23 protein-coding genes are annotated in these 16,224 nt (G+C 62.2%); 5 read left to right on the top strand and 18 right to left on the bottom strand.

The window, feature by feature from the left end:
• Positions 1-12 precede the first annotated feature (12 nt).
• Both ACIBG0_RS25070 and ACIBG0_RS25075 read right to left on the bottom strand, forming a co-directional pair.
• A complete protein-coding gene (locus ACIBG0_RS25070) occupies positions 13-1,317 on the bottom strand; it encodes a glycosyltransferase 87 family protein (protein WP_397035399.1) in 1,305 nt (434 codons plus the stop codon).
• Positions 1,318-1,381: 64 nt separating this feature from the next.
• The gene (locus ACIBG0_RS25075) at positions 1,382-1,774 is read right to left on the bottom strand and encodes an ankyrin repeat domain-containing protein (protein ID WP_397035400.1); all 393 of its coding nucleotides are present in this window, start codon (positions 1,772-1,774) and stop codon (positions 1,382-1,384) included.
• Positions 1,775-1,885: 111 nt separating this feature from the next.
• Here ACIBG0_RS25075 and ACIBG0_RS25080 point away from each other — a divergent pair, with 111 nt between their 5' ends.
• Positions 1,886-2,083: a hypothetical protein gene (locus ACIBG0_RS25080; RefSeq protein ID WP_364345082.1), complete on the top strand. Its 198-nt coding sequence runs from the start codon at positions 1,886-1,888 to the stop codon at positions 2,081-2,083.
• An 87-nt stretch (positions 2,084-2,170) separates the two neighbouring features.
• Positions 2,171-2,365 (top strand): hypothetical protein, encoded by a 195-nt coding sequence (locus ACIBG0_RS25085; RefSeq protein ID WP_397035401.1) that lies wholly within the window; start codon positions 2,171-2,173, stop codon positions 2,363-2,365.
• Positions 2,366-2,484: 119 nt separating this feature from the next.
• Here the strand turns inward: ACIBG0_RS25085 and ACIBG0_RS25090 are convergent, their stop codons facing one another.
• Positions 2,485-3,348 carry a helix-turn-helix transcriptional regulator gene (locus tag ACIBG0_RS25090; protein WP_397035402.1) on the bottom strand — a complete coding sequence of 288 codons (864 nt, stop codon included), beginning with the start codon at positions 3,346-3,348 and terminating at the stop codon, positions 2,485-2,487.
• A 102-nt stretch (positions 3,349-3,450) separates the two neighbouring features.
• Here ACIBG0_RS25090 and ACIBG0_RS25095 point away from each other — a divergent pair, with 102 nt between their 5' ends.
• Complete coding sequence (locus ACIBG0_RS25095) at positions 3,451-4,200, top strand: SDR family oxidoreductase (protein ID WP_397035403.1); 750 nt, start codon at positions 3,451-3,453, stop codon at positions 4,198-4,200.
• Positions 4,201-4,254: 54 nt separating this feature from the next.
• Here the strand turns inward: ACIBG0_RS25095 and ACIBG0_RS25100 are convergent, their stop codons facing one another.
• The 5 genes from ACIBG0_RS25100 to ACIBG0_RS25120 form a co-directional block, all read right to left on the bottom strand.
• The gene (locus ACIBG0_RS25100) at positions 4,255-5,154 is read right to left on the bottom strand and encodes a phosphotransferase family protein (RefSeq protein WP_397035404.1); all 900 of its coding nucleotides are present in this window, start codon (positions 5,152-5,154) and stop codon (positions 4,255-4,257) included.
• Positions 5,151-5,507: a hypothetical protein gene (locus ACIBG0_RS25105; protein WP_397035405.1), complete on the bottom strand. Its 357-nt coding sequence runs from the start codon at positions 5,505-5,507 to the stop codon at positions 5,151-5,153. The genes ACIBG0_RS25100 and ACIBG0_RS25105 overlap by 4 nt, the downstream gene beginning before the upstream one ends.
• A gap of 69 nt (positions 5,508-5,576) precedes the next feature.
• Positions 5,577-5,978 carry an excalibur calcium-binding domain-containing protein gene (locus ACIBG0_RS25110; protein ID WP_397035406.1) on the bottom strand — a complete coding sequence of 134 codons (402 nt, stop codon included), beginning with the start codon at positions 5,976-5,978 and terminating at the stop codon, positions 5,577-5,579.
• A 202-nt stretch (positions 5,979-6,180) separates the two neighbouring features.
• Positions 6,181-6,525 (bottom strand): hypothetical protein, encoded by a 345-nt coding sequence (locus tag ACIBG0_RS25115; RefSeq protein WP_397035407.1) that lies wholly within the window; start codon positions 6,523-6,525, stop codon positions 6,181-6,183.
• A 336-nt stretch (positions 6,526-6,861) separates the two neighbouring features.
• On the bottom strand, positions 6,862-8,004 hold the full coding sequence (locus tag ACIBG0_RS25120) for a serine hydrolase domain-containing protein (protein ID WP_397035408.1): 1,143 nt from the start codon (positions 8,002-8,004) through the stop codon (positions 6,862-6,864).
• A 408-nt stretch (positions 8,005-8,412) separates the two neighbouring features.
• Here ACIBG0_RS25120 and ACIBG0_RS25125 point away from each other — a divergent pair, with 408 nt between their 5' ends.
• Positions 8,413-8,847, top strand: a complete 435-nt coding sequence (locus ACIBG0_RS25125; protein ID WP_397035409.1) for a hypothetical protein — start codon at positions 8,413-8,415, stop codon at positions 8,845-8,847.
• A gap of 265 nt (positions 8,848-9,112) precedes the next feature.
• Here ACIBG0_RS25125 and ACIBG0_RS25130 read toward each other — a convergent pair whose 3' ends face one another.
• Positions 9,113-9,469 carry a hypothetical protein gene (locus ACIBG0_RS25130; RefSeq protein ID WP_397035410.1) on the bottom strand — a complete coding sequence of 119 codons (357 nt, stop codon included), beginning with the start codon at positions 9,467-9,469 and terminating at the stop codon, positions 9,113-9,115.
• Positions 9,466-9,825 (bottom strand): hypothetical protein, encoded by a 360-nt coding sequence (locus tag ACIBG0_RS25135; protein ID WP_397035411.1) that lies wholly within the window; start codon positions 9,823-9,825, stop codon positions 9,466-9,468. Before ACIBG0_RS25135 ends, ACIBG0_RS25130 begins: the two co-directional genes overlap by 4 nt.
• A 209-nt stretch (positions 9,826-10,034) precedes the next feature.
• Here ACIBG0_RS25135 and ACIBG0_RS25140 point away from each other — a divergent pair, with 209 nt between their 5' ends.
• The gene (locus ACIBG0_RS25140) at positions 10,035-10,799 is read left to right on the top strand and encodes a multiprotein-bridging factor 1 family protein (RefSeq protein WP_397035412.1); all 765 of its coding nucleotides are present in this window, start codon (positions 10,035-10,037) and stop codon (positions 10,797-10,799) included.
• 3 nt (positions 10,800-10,802) lie between these two features.
• Here ACIBG0_RS25140 and ACIBG0_RS25145 read toward each other — a convergent pair whose 3' ends face one another.
• From ACIBG0_RS25145 to ACIBG0_RS25180, 8 genes are all read right to left on the bottom strand, one after another.
• Positions 10,803-11,483, bottom strand: a complete 681-nt coding sequence (locus tag ACIBG0_RS25145; RefSeq protein ID WP_397035413.1) for a CheR family methyltransferase — start codon at positions 11,481-11,483, stop codon at positions 10,803-10,805.
• Between the two features lie 310 nt (positions 11,484-11,793).
• Positions 11,794-12,060: a hypothetical protein gene (locus ACIBG0_RS25150; protein ID WP_397035414.1), complete on the bottom strand. Its 267-nt coding sequence runs from the start codon at positions 12,058-12,060 to the stop codon at positions 11,794-11,796.
• 17 nt (positions 12,061-12,077) lie between these two features.
• Positions 12,078-12,353 (bottom strand): hypothetical protein, encoded by a 276-nt coding sequence (locus tag ACIBG0_RS25155; protein ID WP_397035415.1) that lies wholly within the window; start codon positions 12,351-12,353, stop codon positions 12,078-12,080.
• A 6-nt stretch (positions 12,354-12,359) separates the two neighbouring features.
• On the bottom strand, positions 12,360-12,608 hold the full coding sequence (locus ACIBG0_RS25160) for a hypothetical protein (protein ID WP_397035416.1): 249 nt from the start codon (positions 12,606-12,608) through the stop codon (positions 12,360-12,362).
• 1,056 nt (positions 12,609-13,664) lie between these two features.
• Entirely contained in the window at positions 13,665-14,084 is a 420-nt protein-coding gene (locus tag ACIBG0_RS25165; protein WP_397035417.1) for a hypothetical protein, read from the bottom strand.
• Positions 14,085-14,471: 387 nt separating this feature from the next.
• Entirely contained in the window at positions 14,472-15,626 is a 1,155-nt protein-coding gene (locus ACIBG0_RS25170; RefSeq protein WP_397035418.1) for an AAA family ATPase, read from the bottom strand.
• Positions 15,627-15,739: 113 nt separating this feature from the next.
• Positions 15,740-15,910, bottom strand: coding sequence for a hypothetical protein (locus ACIBG0_RS25175; protein WP_397035419.1), 171 nt, complete (start codon positions 15,908-15,910; stop codon positions 15,740-15,742).
• Positions 15,911-16,008: 98 nt separating this feature from the next.
• Positions 16,009-16,200: a helix-turn-helix transcriptional regulator gene (locus ACIBG0_RS25180; RefSeq protein WP_397035420.1), complete on the bottom strand. Its 192-nt coding sequence runs from the start codon at positions 16,198-16,200 to the stop codon at positions 16,009-16,011.
• Between the last annotated feature and the right edge of the window lie 24 nt (positions 16,201-16,224).

Raw genomic sequence — 16,224 nt, forward strand, 5'->3', positions numbered from 1 at the left:
TCTCAGAAACGGTCAGGCTGCCGGGCGGGGACCTGCCAGATCGACCAGATCGATGTCCTTCGGCGCGCAATCGCGTTCGCTCACTTGCGACTTCGCCCGCCTGCTGGCAACGAGGTACGCAGCCACCAGCAACACGCTCAACCACACGTAGGTGTTCCCCCACAGGTGTTGCCAAGGCGTCCAAGCCAATTCGCGGCGATTATCGCCGGGCAGCCAATTCTGCGGCCCGTAGACGAATGCCGCGGCGGTGAGCACAATTGCCACATACCAGCCGATCGCCCGACCGCGCGGCAGTGTGGTCGTGTAACAGACCATCGCGAAGAGCGCCGGCGCGATCATCACCCAGTGGTGCGACCAGGAGATCGGCGAGACCAGCAGCGTGAAGACGGCATTGATGGACAGCGCGAGTGCGGGCACCTGGGCGGCGTGGCGCATGGCCGGGACCACCAGCGCGAGCAGCGCCGCACTCAGCAGCAGCCACAGCACGGTGAACAGCGGCTTCTCCACGCCGAAGCGGGCGAGCACGGCCTGGATCGACTGGTTGGTATGGAAGGAGGAGCCGCTGAGCCCGGAGACATTGCCGAGCCCGCCGAACCAGTAGTTGACCGATTCCTTGGGCAGGATCGCGAAGCTGAGCGCGGTCGCCACCGCACCGGTGATCGCGGCCGTGATCGCGGCGCGATAGTCCCGGCGCACCAGGAAGTAGAGCACGAACGCGGCCGGTGTCAGCTTGATCGCGGCGGCCACACCGACCAGCATGCCGCGCCGCCACTTCGGCTTCGCGGTCAGCGCGTCGGCGGCGACCAACACCATCAGCAGCAGATTGACCTGTCCGAAGTCCAGCGTGGACCGGACCGGTTCCAGCAGCATGGCCAGCGGGGTCGCGCAGCAGGTGGCGAGCAATGCGAGCCGCAATCCGCCGCGCTCGGGCCAGCGCCGCCGCGCGACCAGATAGAGCGTCACGGCCAGCGCTAGCGTCGAGGAGATGAAGAAGGTGAAGGCCGCGGCGTCCCATGGCAGCAGTGCGAACGGGCTCAGCACCAGCGCGGCGAACGGAGGATAGATGAACGGCAGGCCGATACCGATGGTGGTCTGCGGCAGCTGACCGTACATATCCGCGCCATCGCGCAGCGCCTCGATACCGAGCCGGTACACCTGCAAGTCGATGAACCCACCGGTGATCCGATGGAAGGGCCACAGCGGCGCCAGCAGGCACCAGGTGGCGAAGCCGACGAGCAGCACCGGCACCAGCCACACCGCGCGCCCGAATCGTCGGTTCACGGGCTTGGACCTATCTGGGGTGGTGACACTACTCATCCGCGGCGACTATACCGATCCGCCCGAACGCAGCCGAATCGGCGTTCGTGCTCATGGCAATCGGTCACGCCCCGAACAAGCTCAGCAGATCGTTCTTGCCGAACATGGCCGCCGCGGCCCGCGCGGACGGTGTCCCGGCATCCGGATCAGCACCGGCGTCGAGCAGGGCGCGCAGGATCTCGGTCTCGCCCTTGAAGACGGCACCGGCCAGCGGTGTCTGTCCTTTGTCATTGGCGCGGTTCGGGTCGGCATCGCGGGCCAGCAGCACTTGTACCACGTCCTGATGACCGTGGTAGGCGGCCAGCATGAGTAGCGTGTCGCCATGGTCGTTGGTGAGGTTCACCGGGACACCGGCATCGAGGTACGCCGTGAGCTGCTCGGTATCGCCGTGCCGAGCTAGATCGAAGATCTTGGTGGCGAGTTCGATCAGGTCCGCGTCCGTCTCGTCATTGCCCATCTGCCAGTCCTACCACTCGAGGTACGCCGGAGACGGCAGTTGTCACGGAATGATTCGGCCTGTCGCGGTCGATAACAGTTTGATAACCCGGCGATCGGGTACTCCCTGAACATGACAGTGACGCACAAGCGAATTCACCGGCGCGCCGGTGTCGATCGCGGAACCGCGCTGCTGGCCTCGGCAACCTGCCTGATTTTCGTGGCCGGCATCGCCACCATCACCCGTTCCTTCCCGACCAGCGCGGCGGCCGCCGGGTGCATCGCGGCCGGACTGGCCGTGACACTCGGCATTCTGCCGCACAGTCGTTAGCCGATCCACCAGAACTACGACTGCCCTACCAATACGGCAGGCTTACTGCCGTGCGTGTATTGCTGCTCGGCCCCTTCGAGGTCCGCGATGACGAGGACCAACCGCTGCGGATCGCGGGGGGTCAAGGTGCGCGCATTGCTGGCCCGGCTCGCCATGGAACCCGGCCGAATTGTGCCCGCCGATGCGATCTGGGACGGACACCCACCGGATAACGGCGCGAATGCCTTGCAGGCCTTGGTTCGAACGGAGCAGGGATCGACTCGGCGACGAACTCGGCATTGATCCGTCTTGTTATGTGGTTAGCGGTATTTCCGGCCGGTATAACACTCGATGCCGTCGACGATCTCGAGTTGCTCACCGGTTTGGTGGATAAATCGTTGATCGAGCGAGGCGGCGAGGTATCAGCTATCGGAATCGGCGGGCACGGAAGGGGATTCGTGCACATTACCCGCGACGATCATGCCTAGTAGCGCGAGCGCGTGCTCATCGGCCGAATCCTGTTCGGCGTGATAGGCGATGAGGATCTGGCCCGGAGCACCGTTGACGGCAAAGGTTTCGTACGACAGCGTGAGATCGCCGACCAAGGGGTTGCGAAAACGTTTGACGCCTGCGGTTTTCGCTCGCACGTCATGACGGGCCCACAGCCGCCGGAAATCCTCGCTCTTCAGCGTCAGTTCTCCGACCAGTTCGGTCAGGCGTGGATCGTCGAGATCGGTGCCCGCGGTGGCACGCAGACTGGCAACGGTATCGGCGGCAATGGTGGGCCAGTCGGCATAACACTCACGTGCCTGGGGGTCCAGAAAGATCGCCCGTACCATATTGACGCCCTTGGCCGAACAGGAATTGACCGCGGTGGCCAGCGGATTCGCCGCAAGCACATCCATATGTCGGCCCAGGACCAACGCGGGCGTATTCGGCCAGCAATCCATTAGGCGTAGCAGCCCGGGCGCAACCCGCTCGGGCCGTCGCGTTGCCCGCCTGCGCCGAGCCGTCGGCCGCGCCAACTCCCGCAGATGCGCGACCCCCTCCTCGTCCAACGCGAAGACCCGGGCCAATGCCTCGACAACCTGCTCGGACGGATGCTTATCGCGTCCCTGCTCCAGCCGCACATAATAGTCCGCGCTCATGCCCGCGAGCATGGCCACTTCCTCGCGACGCAGTCCGGCTACCCGCCGTTGCCCGCCGCCCGGAATCCCGAACTCCTCCGGACGCGCTAGTTCGCGGCGGGCGCGCAGGAATACGCCCAATCGGTTCTCGGAGTCCATGTACCCGAGGGTAGGACAACCCGGGCGGACCTGGGTGGCCCTGCGACTACCAGGAAGTCCGCAGCCTGGCGGGTGGCCGTGGCGGATACGAATGTGGTGTTCATGACAAATAACCTCGAAGGCCGCACTGCGGTTGTCACCGGCGCGTCCAGTGGTATCGGCGCCGCCACCGCCCGACAGCTCGCACACCATGGCGCACGGGTGGCCCTGCTCGGCCGCCGTAAGGATCGGATCGAAGAACTGGCCGCCGAGATCGGTGGACCGACCCTCGCGGTGGTCGCCGATGTGGTCGATCAGCGATCCGTGCGCGATGCCGCGGCGACGGTGCGCGCGACATTCGGTCCGGTCGATCTGGTGGTCGCGAATGCGGGCGTCATGCTCGCCGCGCCGTTCGAAGCCGCGGACACCGACGAATGGGATCAAATGGTAGGCACCAACATCAACGGGTTGCTCTACACCGGACGGGCTTTCATCGATGACCTGCTCGCCGCCGCACGCGACGGTCGTCGCGCGGATCTAGTCCACGTCGGCTCGATCGGTGGGCACACCGTATTCCCCAACTACGGCGTGTACACCGCGACGAAGGCCGCGGTTGCCCACCTGACCCGCAATCTGCGCGCGGAATTCGGCCCGCGCGGTGTCCGGGTGAAGAATATCGAGCCCGGTTTCGTGGAAACCGAACTCGGCGCCGGTATGCGCGATGAAGAACAGCGCGTCGGGCTCACCCAATGGCGCAGCGAACTCGAAATCCTGCGTTCGGACGATATCGCCGATGCGATCGCCTACGCCGTCGCCGCACCGCCGAGGGTCAATGTGGCCGAGCTCATCGTCGTGCCGACCCAGCAGGGCTGAACGCGCTGCGGCGGACGCCCTCCCGGACGTCCGCCGCTCGGCGGCGCCAGCACGTTATGACAGCGCCGTCCACCCGTCCCACACCCGCGGGCCGATATCGCCACGCACACAGCCCAGGCGCAGATCCGCCTGTTCCTGGTACTCCGAATTCGCGGACGCTGCCTGCGCGGCCATGGTGACCATCCGGAACTCCCGGATATCGCGCAGCAGATAGAAGCCGTCCCAGCGCATCACATCACTGCCGTAGGCCCGGCAGTACTCGGCATACTGCGCATCGGTGATCCAGCCGAACGACGCGCATTCGATCGCCGCATGCACCAGATCCCATTCCGGCGGACCGAACGACAGCAGCCCGGTATCGAGCAGGATCACGCTGCCGTCCTCCGCGACAACCACATTGCCGCTCCACGCCGCGCCATGGATGACCGACCATGGTCGACCGGTCGGCAGCGCGGCCCAGCGACCGCGCAGTTCCGCCAAATGCCTACGCATCCAGGATCTGTCGTCCGCGCTCATGGTGTGTGCGGCGTCGATGCGTTCATCGAGTCCGACGAAGGGCGCCACCTGTCCGATTTCCGTATCGGCCGGCGACGCGAGTCCGTGCAAACGTGTCAGCGCCGCGGCCACCTCCGCGGGTGTGCCCGCGCGGTGCCGCGGCAACTCATGCCAGAAGGTCACCGCGCGACCGTCCACCACCACCGGCTGGGGAATATCCGAAACCACTTGTGCCGCTGAGATTCCGGCGGACTCCAACCATCGGGCGACATCGACCGCACGCTTGGCGGCACCGTCCTGTCCGGGCGCAGCGATCCGCGCTAACACACCGCCGGGCAACCGGTAGTCGATCTCCCCCGTCACTCGCAGTAGTTGGGCGTCTGTGGAATTGATGCCAACGCCCGCGCAGGCGACCCGCAGAATCGACCACATACCGTTACCAAGCCGCATCGCGGTCATGTCCCCAGGGTAACGGTTCGAACTGGCGAATTGCATTGATTCACAACCAATCTGATGTACCAACACCCCGGCAGGCCAGGATATCGCCCGCAGGGCGCGGTGCCGGTCTGCGACCAGAGTCTTCGATCGAGGATCGAAGATTTTGTTGTCGTTGTCATCACGTCCGCCGCAAACGCGATCGTCGCGCCGGACAACCGGGTTCGTACGGATTCGTCCCTGATCGACTCGACGAACTCGGCGCTGAGTCGATCGACCTGCGATTCACGGGCTGGCCACCGCGAAATGATCAGGTGCTCGGACTCATGACCGTAGGCATTCTGATCGAGCTGGTGCATCTGCTGGCGGCGCAGCACAGATCCGAGGCTACGCCGACAGTGGTGGAAGCAGAACCCTGATCGCGGCGGAATCGAGGCGGCGGTCCGCTACTCGCAAGCGATTCCGTCGTTGTCGCGGTCGAGTTTCGAGCGATAGCCGGGATCGCCGCGGTGCAGTGGTGCCGCACCCGCAGCGCGAGCGGCATCGCAGTTGGGGTAGTAGACGTCCGCCGGAGCGGTGGTGGCGACAGGTTGTGGGACAACGGATCGCGGAACAGCCGCCGTAGTGGGCGGCGTGGCAGACGGTGCCGCCGGCGGGAGGGGCAGCACCGATGTCACCGCACTCGGAGCAGCAGATGTTGTTGTTGTCAGCTGAATACGAGTGGCGAGGGTAGCCGAGGGAGTCGTTTTCGCGGCGGGCGTGGTGCCGGTGTCGCATGCCGCCGATCCGAGCGAAACCGCCGTGATCAGAGTTATGCCGATTGCGAACTTTCGCAAGGAGATTGCCATGTTGCGCCTTGTTCGGTGGGAGCGCGCCCCATGTGGTGACCCCGGTGGGTCCACTCCCCCGACAAAGAGTGCACGCCCCGCTATGGTCCGCCGCGCGGCCGACCGACCCCAGAGTTCTTTGTCCACTCTGCTTCGTACCTTCGGCCCTAGCCGGTGTTCGGTTGCGGCCGATTGGGTTACGAAGCCTTGGGTGTATGTGTCGCTATTCGCGCGAGCCGATCGTGAACGAGGCACTGCGGCCGCGTGCGTCCAGCCGCCCATCACCCCAGCTCGCGCTGCCATAGGCGTCGACTTCGATGGCGTACTCGCCGTCGGTCAATTCAGCGGGCAGTGACACTGATGCCGACGGCCGTCGGTCCACGAGGTCGAGGTACATCCGCTGCGGATCATTATCCAGCGCCACCAGGAAGATTCGCGCGTACTCGAACTTCTTGCGGGCGGCCGATGCGTTGGCGGCCGACCACGAGATGTCGAGCGTTCGACGCGCCGTATCGGTGAACTCGACGGTGACTCGCAACGTCGCATCCACCCCGGCCTGATACCGCACGGCTTCCTCCTCATGTGCCCGCTACGTCGCATTATCTTCCGGGCCCGGTCGTCGGCGCGTAAATTTCAGCTCACGCGGTTTCCAGCGTTGCGTTGACCGTCATGATCGTCGTCGCTGCCATCTGCTCGGCTCGGATCACAGCCACGGAGCACAGAATTCGACTGTCCCGCAAAGAGCAAGCCCGAAGCCGCGCGAATCATGAACATCATCCGCGGCAGAATGACCGAACTCGATCTCAGCGCTGCCGCATTCGGTATATGGCGCGGCGATAGGCAGAGGGCCCGATTTCCCACGTGGCGACCAGATCACGCCGCGAACGCTCGCCAATGGCACCTGTCATCGACCGCTCGTCGTTGTTTCGGCGGAACTGCTCGTCGGGCTCGCGGTCGCTTTGCCCGGTAGGGCATCAGCACCGTAGAAGGTCGGCAGCATGCCTTTGACCAGCACAAGGGCGGACCCCTCGCCCGACGGAACCGCCGCGAGGTTCGTGGCGACCACGATGGTGATGTCCGATGCCGGATCGTGGCCCATGAACGTCATGAACCCCGGTAGCTGACCGTCGTGGCCGATGAGGTGGGTACCGAAACGCACAATGCCGAGACCGTATCCGGCTTGGTCCGGATTCGCCGGATCGATCGGCGCAATGCTGTCCAACCGAATCTTCTGCATCTTCGCATCGAGTAGGCCACCGCCGACGAGCGCCTTCACATACGTCGCCATATCGTCCGCCGTCGAGATCGCACCACCAGCGGTCCACGCCCAAGACACATTGATATTTGTTTGGTTGCCCGGTTTCAGGGTGCCTGCGACGGCCTCGGCTTGTTGCGCGGGAGGAAGCGCGTAGGTGTCGATGGTGGAAACGTTGGTGCCGAAGGCATAGCCCTGGGGATGGGGCTCCGGAATCGAGGAGTCCGTTGGCGCGGGCAGTGATGTGTGCTTCAGACTCAATGGCTCGAAGATTCGCTGCTGAAAGCTCTCAGTGGCCGTCTTTTTCGTGAGCTTCTCGATGACAAGCCCGAGCAGGATGAAGTTGGTATTGCTGTACTCGAACTTTTCCCCGGGTTGGAAGTTCACCGGGTGCGCGAACGCGATGGCCAGCAATTCCTCGGGTGTCCAGACCTTCTGCGGCTCGTTGTCGAGCGCGGCATTGAACTGCGGGTCGAACGTGTAACTGTATAGCCCGCTTCGCATTTCATTGAGCTGAGCTATCGTGATCCGATCACCGTTCGGCACGCCGGGCCAATACTTGTCGATGGGATCATCGAGCGAAAGCTTGCCTTCCTGCACCAACTGCAGGATGACCGTCGACGTCATCGTCTTGGTATTACTGCCGACCCGGAAGTAATCGTCAACAGCCATCGGCTCATTCGAGTCGATGGCTCGAGTACCGAATGCCGCGGTCCAATTGCCCTGCTTCGGCGATTTGACGATCACAACAGCGCCTGGAATGGCGTTGTCCTTCATCAACGTGGTGATCACCGGCCGAAGAGCGGCGGCATACGCGGGCTCGGGCGAAGTCGATCGCGTGGAAGTTCCGGTGGAGTCCGTCGATGTTGCGCAACCCGTGACGATCAACAGCCCGGCTGCAATGTACGCGGCGATACCCGTCCTGTGTCCCATAACGCTCCATTCGCGGTTTGCTGGAACGTGGCTATGTGGCGCGGTGCAACACTAACTCCGTGCGACGCGGTTTCGGGCGGGAATGCGGGGCTCCCTCAGCTCGGACCGGACATCCCGGTCATCAGGCCGTAGCAACAGTTCACCCATGAACGGCTTTCCCGGAATTCTCGGCGCGGCTTGCCTCAACGTGATCCACGTCTCAGGTACCGTGCGACAACCTACGCCGGGCCATGCGGGGCCCGGTCGGCACAGCGAAAGGCAGGCATGATGGGCGGACTCTCGCGCGGCGCGGCCGGTGTGGCGCTGGCGGCGGCGTGTCTGGCAGTACCGACGACCTTTGCACCCCAAGCGAATGCGGCGATCGCCCCGACCCTCTCGGTGGTGATGACCGGCCCGACACTCGGTACGACCAGTATCGCGTCGGTCGGATGCGGACAGACTGCGCAGGCGCGGGTGCAGCGCCCCGATGGCACCCCGGTACAAAGCGGTGTTGTCGAATTCACCAGCCGCCTGCCCGGCCTCGGCGGCAACATCGTCGGAACCGTCCCGATCTCCAACGGCACCGCGAGCATCCTCTGGATTCCGGATATCGCGGGCCAGCACATCGTCAGCGCCGTCTACTACGACGGCCTCCCCGACTACCAACCAGCAGCCGGGTACACCAACGTCACGGCGGTGAACCTCGGCGGAGTGTGCGTGTAGTCCCGAACGATCAACCGAAACGACAAAGGCCCGGTCCGTGTGGACCGGGCCTTTCGTGGAGCTGCCGGGAATCGAACCCGGATTAGGCCCCTGACGGGGGGACCGATCCGGGTTCTACCTGCGAAAATACATCACCGTGAGTCATGCTGAATCACCCGGTTTCACCCACAATTGTGGGCAGATTGTGGGCACACGAAAACGCCCCGACCACGCACGGTCGGGGCGTTCCGTCGCCACTGCGGCGTGCACGCGCCACAGACACGTTCTATTCAGCGTGCGGCAGCGCCCGCTGTGGATGATCGGTGACTTCAACCGGGTCAACGGCGATGGTGTTGCCGTCCTCGATGGCGGACCGCTCGCCCGTCGAGGGGGCATCCTCGAGCCAACCGTCCGCGTCGACCACCGAGACGTTTCCGTCCGCAGCCACCCGGATACCCGCAGGCTTGCCAGCATCGTCGAGGAACCCGACAGCAGCAGCCAGCCGGTAGCAGGTATCCGGTGTGCACGTGCCTTTCTCGGCATGGATCCGGACGATGCCGTTGGCTCGCTCCATATCGAGGTTGTACGGAGCGATGTCGCAGCGATCCATAGCGCGAGCCTGCTCGGGGGTGATGCCGCTCATCGTTGGAACCGCCCATCGGGTACCGCGCGCCCGGCGTCGACGAGAGTCCAAAACGCGGAATGCTTCGCTGGGCACATATCGGTGGCACACTCGCGATGTCGCTGCATCGCCTTGTGCGCCTGCTCCGTGGTGTAACCCTCGGCCGGTGCGCGATGGGACGGTTCGAGTTGCCACGAATCGGTGCGCAGTGATCCGTCGTCGCCGATGCGGTCGAGGATGTCGGCGGCCCGAATCGCGCCGTCCGGTAGCGCTTCGCCGCCTCGGTCTAGCAGCCATGGCAGGAAGATGAACAGCAGGAAGCCGAGCAGTAGAACCGCCCCACCTGTTACGAGGGTGGCGATGAGTTCCGCGGTCATGGGCGTGCCGCCTTGGTGTGTGTCGTACTCGTTGGAAGGGGAAAGCCCAACGCGCCGAAAGCCTTCGGGAGGAATCTCGGCGCGTCGGGTATCTACCAGCGTGTTCCCGGAAGGCGTGACCGCGCGGCGTCGCGACTGACGTCCAATCGGTACCTCAGAGGGCGACATTTGGGTGTCATTATCTGCCCGCAAGGTCTATCGTGGCCCGCATGACCGCACCAAACACCGCCCTACGCGCCGCGCGGATGGGGCGGCTTATGAGCCAAGATGACCTTGCCCGCGCACTGCGCGATATCGGATGCTCTAGCGCAAACAAGCGACTCGTCCAGCGCTGGGAGTCGGGCACCACCCGCACCCCACGGCCCTCACATGCGAGCGCACTCGAACGGGTCCTCGGGCTACCGATCGAGCACCTCGGCTTCGCCATGGCCCACGTAACCGACGATGGCCACGGCGGCCACGATGTCGAGCCCGCCGAACCGACAAAACTCCAGCGGCCTGCCACCGCGCCACGGCCGCGCGCCAATCCAGGCAACTACAGCGGTATCTGGCTGAGCCACTATGAGTACTACTCGTCCGGCCGGAAGCAGACCTTCAGCACCGGGCATTACGTGGTGATCCTGCAGCACGGCGACCACCTCACCGTGCGGAGCCTGCCCGGCTCAGCGCCATCGGTCATGAGCATGGAGCTCGATATCGACGGCGGAGTCGCGACCGGGACATGGACCGAGGACACCGACCCACACGGCTACTACCGGGGCGCCCGGTACAACGGGGCCATCCAACTACTGATCGAACCGACCGGGCATCGACTGGTTGGCAAATGGATCGGGTACGGCAAGAACTTCGACATCAACTCCGGCCCTTGGGAATTCGTGCTACAGGACCCGTCGACGAGCAAAGCGACGATCGAGAAGTACGACCACCCGCCGGACTTCGATCGCGTCCCACCGTTCAAGCCTGACAGTGAATAGAAGCTATGGGTAGCGGGTCCGCCAGATCATCGGGTGCTCGGCTGGGGTGAAGTGTGCACGAAGCGCAGGCAGGGCATGAGGGAGCGTGTCTGACGCGGCGTTGACATCCGCTTGGGTGGCGTTGCGGAACGTAGGGTCACCGAGTGATCGCCACGTGCCGTCCGCGTCCTGGATGAAGAAATCGCTTCCGCCCAGCACGAGGCGACCGTCCGGGCCGATAGCGTCGGCAACGGCACGGGCGGCAACCTCCTTGGCATCCTCGGTCAGGTGTCGCCATACGTTGCGCAACATGGCGATATCGCACCGAGGCGGTGTGTCGACGCCGAGTTCGGCGGTCCCGAACTCGACCCGGTCGCGGATGGTCGACCGCACCACGTATCGACGGCCTACCTGAGCGAAGTAGCTGTGTAGGTCCCGATCGGACAGCAGCGGCGACTGTGGGCGCGGATACTCGCCTTTCTCGGCCGTCCGCACGAGCCTCCTATCGATGTCGGACGCGTACACGGTGCCGTCAATGCCCTCGCGGTCGAGCGTTACCGCCATGGAGTACGCCTCTTCGCCGCTGGAGCACGCACCCGACCACACCGCGACCGGGCGGCCCCGAGTCCGCAAGTGCTCGACCATCAGCGGCCACACTCGCGGACTTCGGAACCACTCGGTGCGGGTGTCGAACTCGGTGGCCATCAGGCGGTCGTCGCCGCGTTCAGCAGCTTGAAAGCGTCGATCAAGTACATAGCCAGAGAGTAAGGCTCGCCGCCATTGTGACTGGCCCCGGCAACGATCTTCACTGGTCGATTCATGGCGCGGATAAGCTCGGCGAGCTGTATCGACGTGGGAGCGCACCAAATCCAGTGACTTCCCATCGCATGTCTCGCATATGACAAAGCTCCTTGGGAAAAGGTGCCGCCTAGAGAATGTGGCACGATTCGCCTGTGGGTCAAAGGAAGAAACCCCAGGGAAAATCATTCTCTAGGCGGCACGGATCGCCTGCTAGTTATGCAGGCGACGACTCGGGCGAGGCATCTGCAAGACGCGCCTTGAGTTCACCGATGCGCCCCCGCACATAGCCGAGCATCGCGCGCAACTGCGCGTCATCTGGTTCAGCCGAATATTGCTTGACTGGTCCCGCCAACGCCCGCTGAATCGCAGCCTCGGCGCGATGAGCACTGGCGAGTCGCTCCGTATCGACTTCGCGCCGGTCGGCTCCGATCACGGTTCCGCGGCCCATTGAACGAATTAGGGCGAAGTTGTCATTTGCCACTTCTCTAGGCGTAAGCATTACAGTCCTTTCGCTTTGACGATTGAATAACTCCGCTTCTCCCCGCCGCGAATTTCGGGCGCTCCAGCGCGCAATGCTGCCGCTATCCGCTTGGCCTTGTCGGTGCCGCGGCGTTCGATGATCCGCGCCATGTCTTCAGCGCATTCGCGGAAACCCGTGCTGCGACGAACAGAGGCTGTGATTCGAGACCCGCGAGCGGCCAGCCCCGAATCGGCGCCACCGCTCGAAACGGGCCGCTGTATGCCCCGTAGGCGAAAGTTCTCGAGCTTCTGCATGAATGACTACACCCCTTCCACAAAACGACGGCGGATAGCCGCAAGGTCGTAATAGGCCTTCTCGACGCGATGAAGTAGCTGTTCATGACGCTCGAAGTAAATCCCCGACACATTCAAGGACTTGCGGCCCTGCTTGTCGATGGACTCAAAAGTCGACGACTCTTCGCTAGCGCTGTGTTCGCGCAACTCCTTTTCTGCAGCGTCAAACCGCTCCTCCGCGGCAATAAGGTCCGAGACTCGGATATTGATAGGCATTACTCTTCTCCTTTTGACTGATTTATATCGCGCCGCAACTCGGGCACAGTTCGCCGAATTCATCATCGCCACCACTGAGCCATGACCATCGGCGTTTCGGTTTGCGCTTCGGCTCACTAGCGGCACCGGGACCGAAATAGCGGCGATTGTTTCCACAGACATTGCACAGAACAAATTCGGGGGCGGACCATTTACGATATGGGCCCAGGTCGGTTGTTTCGATTAAATTGCTTGCTGCTCCAATTGATTTATTTGTCGACTCGGGAATTGCATTTGATTTATTGTCATTTAATTCAATTCGCATTTAATTACCCCTATGAGCGAAACAGGAATTTTTACGGTTTTCACTCCAGGGCTTGACGCGGGGGGAGAGACGCCCTCCCCAAAGGAGGTTGGACGTAGCGGATATCGGAAGTTTTCCGGGTGCCCCACCTATTGACAATGCAGTCATATTCCTACTCAAGGCATAACCGCAGGTCACAGGCTTAAATGCATGTGCACGTAGTCGAAATTCAGACAGAAATCCATTTGTCAAGAGGGTTGACGAGAGACAATAACTGTGAGCGCTGGAATAATTCCTGTCGCCGATTGGCTCGTGATGGTTAGCCGATGCAAGGATATTCCGTGGAGTAATTTTTCCGGCATCGACCGTAAGATTTTCAGTCGCGCCGATGTTATCGATCTCGCTCATTCCTAGTCCAATCAATTCCACCGGTCCGAATTATCACGGAGCATTTCTATCTAGCCTCTTTTATTCGCGTAATTCGAGGGGTATTAATTAGCCGAACAATTCGTTTCGCACGATGCCTACATAGGTCGTACTGCTGCGTTTCCTTATAGAAGGCCATCGCATTCTCTTCAGTGGGGCAAAGGTGGACCTCGAAGCAATCGTCGCTAAGTGGGTCGATCAGCACTGCGAATGGACCGTCACCGCGGATAGGCTCCCAGCGCTTGCGGTACAAACACTTGGCGAATGTTCTGTAGCTACGGTGTACGCGCCGACAGCGGCAGCGTGAGATGGTCTTTATCTGCCCCGGTGTGATAGTCCCCATCGGCTCACTCCTGCCTGCCTGCCGCGTAGGCGAGAACTACGCGTCGATTGAACAGCCAGCGACCATCGACCTTCCTACCATCGAGATCGGCAGCTAGATTCCTGATTTGCCGATCGGTGCAACCAATTAGGCGTGCCGCCTCTTTCGCGCCGATCAATGCAGAAGTGCCATCCGCTATTTCAGATTCTGACTTATTCGCATTACCGGCATTTCCGACTGCGGAAATCGCTAATTCCGATTCAATAGCGGTTGCGAGTTCATGCACCCTTCCGCTATCGGTACTGCCGACACTCAATTCGAGTCTGACCCGACTGCGGAGATGAATCAGCCAGGGCGGAATGTTGGCACTGACACGGAGTCGGCGTGCTACCGCTTCTGCGACAAGAGCGCCGACCATTTCGGCTTCCGATTGCGACAGCCTCATCGGGCCTCCTCCTGTAGCCCATAGCCGCACGCTAGAGTCAGGGGTTTTCGTCGGCTAGGCGGGCAATCAGGGGCTATTGCGGGCCCGTGGCTATTGGCAGCGGCTTCGACTAGTCCATGAGCTTCGACAGTCATGCTTCGACGAGTCTTCTTGTTCGAAGCATCAAAACAAGCTGCCATTGGCTCATCTCCCACCCTTATAGGGGTGGGAGGTGACTGAGCCGATTTGGTTGATGACTGAGCCAATGTGATCCCTTTGACTAGTTCGCAGGTCAGAGCCCATATATAGGCGAACCAATTGGTGACAGGTCCTGACTATTACAAGATTCGGCTCATGCAACTGGCTCACCCCAAAATGAGCCGATTGCACGAGCTGATCGACGCTTGCTCATGAGCCAACCAGGACATACCGCGGCCTGCTTCGCGTCCCGATGTTCGTGAGAACGCGAGTCTCGGCAAGCTTCCTGAGCGTTCGGCGGATAGTCGCCTCTGATGGCCCTGCGGCAGACTCGTGGTCCGTTGAAATCTTCACGAGATCAGAGCGGCTGAGACCATCCTCCCCGGCGTATTCGCGCAATGTGTTTTTGATCCATTGCTCATGCTGGCTACTCCCCCGTTCCGCTCCGTCGCTTCCGATGAGCACGAGCGTTCGGCGTTGTTCCTCATCGAAGCCGGGCATCAGTTTCTCGCTGACCGTGTGCGGAACTAGCCTGAAATCGTGCCGCCGACCAGACGGAGCGTCTTTGTGCTTTTCAGCGCGAACAGTCGCCCTGAGTTCGGACCCTTCCATTCGCAGATCGGACCAAACTCCGCCATCCCAAGCCGTCGAGCCGCGCGGATTCGATCCCTGCCGTCCGGCATGGTGAATCACGAGCATCGAACATTTGGCCGCGTCCATGACCCGCTCGACTGCCGCGATAGCCTTTCCTTGTTCGGTAGCCGAGTTTTCATCTAGACCGACTGTGCATTTCGCTCTCGTGTCCAGCACGACAAGCCCCGGTCTCATTTCCTCGACGACTTGGCACAACTCGGCGACATCATTTATGTTCCCGAGTTGCACCGGTCGGGGCAGGATGAATAGCTCGTCACGCAATGCGATTGGATCGACGCCGGATAGTTCGCACCATGCGAGAATGCGTACGAGTAGTCCCGCGACACCCTCAGCGGCCACGTAGAGGACTCTTTCGGCTTTCGGGACCCGATACCCTTCCCACGATTGTCCGAGTGCTAGAGCGCAGGCCCATCCGACAGCGAGAAAACTTTTGTAGCTACCCGCGGGGGCGGAAAGCTGCGCCAGGGTGCCCGTATATAGAAATTCGTCGATGAGCGGCGCCGCTGGTTCGAGTTCCGCAAGGTCGCCTATGCTGAGTATCTGATCACGCAGCGAAGGTTTCTTCTGATCGGGAAATGGCACGACCGCTCTACCTGCTGTGCGATCCACGCTTTCGGATAGATTTTCTCCTGAATTGGCATCCGATAGGGATTTCGAGCCCGCGGAACCGTTGTCGAAGAATCCCGCACCCGGGGCATTATTATTAGTCATGTCGGAATAACTCCTGAATTTCGACGTTCGGCCCGGTGAGCGGTGGTTTCCTACTCACCGGGCCGAGTAATGGGGTGCAGGCCCTTTATCGAATTACAGAGGGAATTCGGCGATCATTCTCCTGTTTCCGCTTGTGCGATGACCCGGAGATACGCGGCGTCCAGAACGGCGCCTATATCGACTCCTGTCCTCCGAGCGTCGAGCAGTGCGCGGGATACCGTCATCTCGGCCGGCCAACTCGGCTGGCGTTCAGACAGGTGTGCCGGACGGCTATCCTTGTTCATGTCGGAAATTCCTTCTATCTGAGCTTGGGGTTTTCGAACTGGCCCGGAGACTGTTGCTGCAGCCTCCGGGCCGCTTTCGTTGATCAGGCAGTCGGACATCAGGCAGCGCCGGACGTGTTTGCATCCACCCAGGCGTATACGTCACCCCAGTCGTAGAACACGCGCCGTCCGAGCTTCTTGAAACTCGGCCCCGTCCCTGCGTATCGCTCTTGAGCGAGCGCCGCGACTGTTGTGCGCCGGTACTCCGCCACCTCTGCGGGAGTGGCAAGCGGCGGTCGCTTGATGGTCACTTGGAGTCCTCCTCAACTATCAAG

It is taken from the genome of Nocardia sp. NPDC050630, assembly GCF_044457245.1.
Taxonomy (GTDB): Bacteria; Actinomycetota; Actinomycetes; order Mycobacteriales; family Mycobacteriaceae; genus Nocardia.

Coding starts and splice junctions, on each gene's coding strand:
- ACIBG0_RS25090 (WP_397035402.1), bottom strand. CDS start 3,348: ATGGACTCCGAGAACCGATTGGGCGTATTCCTGCGCGCCCGCCGCGAA.
- ACIBG0_RS25135 (WP_397035411.1), bottom strand. CDS start 9,825: ATGACCGCGGAACTCATCGCCACCCTCGTAACAGGTGGGGCGGTTCTA.
- ACIBG0_RS25175 (WP_397035419.1), bottom strand. CDS start 15,910: ATGAACAAGGATAGCCGTCCGGCACACCTGTCTGAACGCCAGCCGAGT.
- ACIBG0_RS25160 (WP_397035416.1), bottom strand. CDS start 12,608: ATGCCTATCAATATCCGAGTCTCGGACCTTATTGCCGCGGAGGAGCGG.
- ACIBG0_RS25070 (WP_397035399.1), bottom strand. CDS start 1,317: ATGAGTAGTGTCACCACCCCAGATAGGTCCAAGCCCGTGAACCGACGA.
- ACIBG0_RS25165 (WP_397035417.1), bottom strand. CDS start 14,084: ATGAGGCTGTCGCAATCGGAAGCCGAAATGGTCGGCGCTCTTGTCGCA.
- ACIBG0_RS25155 (WP_397035415.1), bottom strand. CDS start 12,353: ATGCAGAAGCTCGAGAACTTTCGCCTACGGGGCATACAGCGGCCCGTT.
- ACIBG0_RS25125 (WP_397035409.1), top strand. CDS start 8,413: ATGGGCGGACTCTCGCGCGGCGCGGCCGGTGTGGCGCTGGCGGCGGCG.
- ACIBG0_RS25140 (WP_397035412.1), top strand. CDS start 10,035: ATGACCGCACCAAACACCGCCCTACGCGCCGCGCGGATGGGGCGGCTT.
- ACIBG0_RS25130 (WP_397035410.1), bottom strand. CDS start 9,469: ATGAGCGGCATCACCCCCGAGCAGGCTCGCGCTATGGATCGCTGCGAC.
- ACIBG0_RS25110 (WP_397035406.1), bottom strand. CDS start 5,978: ATGGCAATCTCCTTGCGAAAGTTCGCAATCGGCATAACTCTGATCACG.
- ACIBG0_RS25075 (WP_397035400.1), bottom strand. CDS start 1,774: ATGGGCAATGACGAGACGGACGCGGACCTGATCGAACTCGCCACCAAG.
- ACIBG0_RS25080 (WP_364345082.1), top strand. CDS start 1,886: ATGACAGTGACGCACAAGCGAATTCACCGGCGCGCCGGTGTCGATCGC.
- ACIBG0_RS25170 (WP_397035418.1), bottom strand. CDS start 15,626: ATGACTAATAATAATGCCCCGGGTGCGGGATTCTTCGACAACGGTTCC.
- ACIBG0_RS25095 (WP_397035403.1), top strand. CDS start 3,451: ATGACAAATAACCTCGAAGGCCGCACTGCGGTTGTCACCGGCGCGTCC.
- ACIBG0_RS25145 (WP_397035413.1), bottom strand. CDS start 11,483: ATGGCCACCGAGTTCGACACCCGCACCGAGTGGTTCCGAAGTCCGCGA.
- ACIBG0_RS25100 (WP_397035404.1), bottom strand. CDS start 5,154: ATGACCGCGATGCGGCTTGGTAACGGTATGTGGTCGATTCTGCGGGTC.
- ACIBG0_RS25085 (WP_397035401.1), top strand. CDS start 2,171: ATGACGAGGACCAACCGCTGCGGATCGCGGGGGGTCAAGGTGCGCGCA.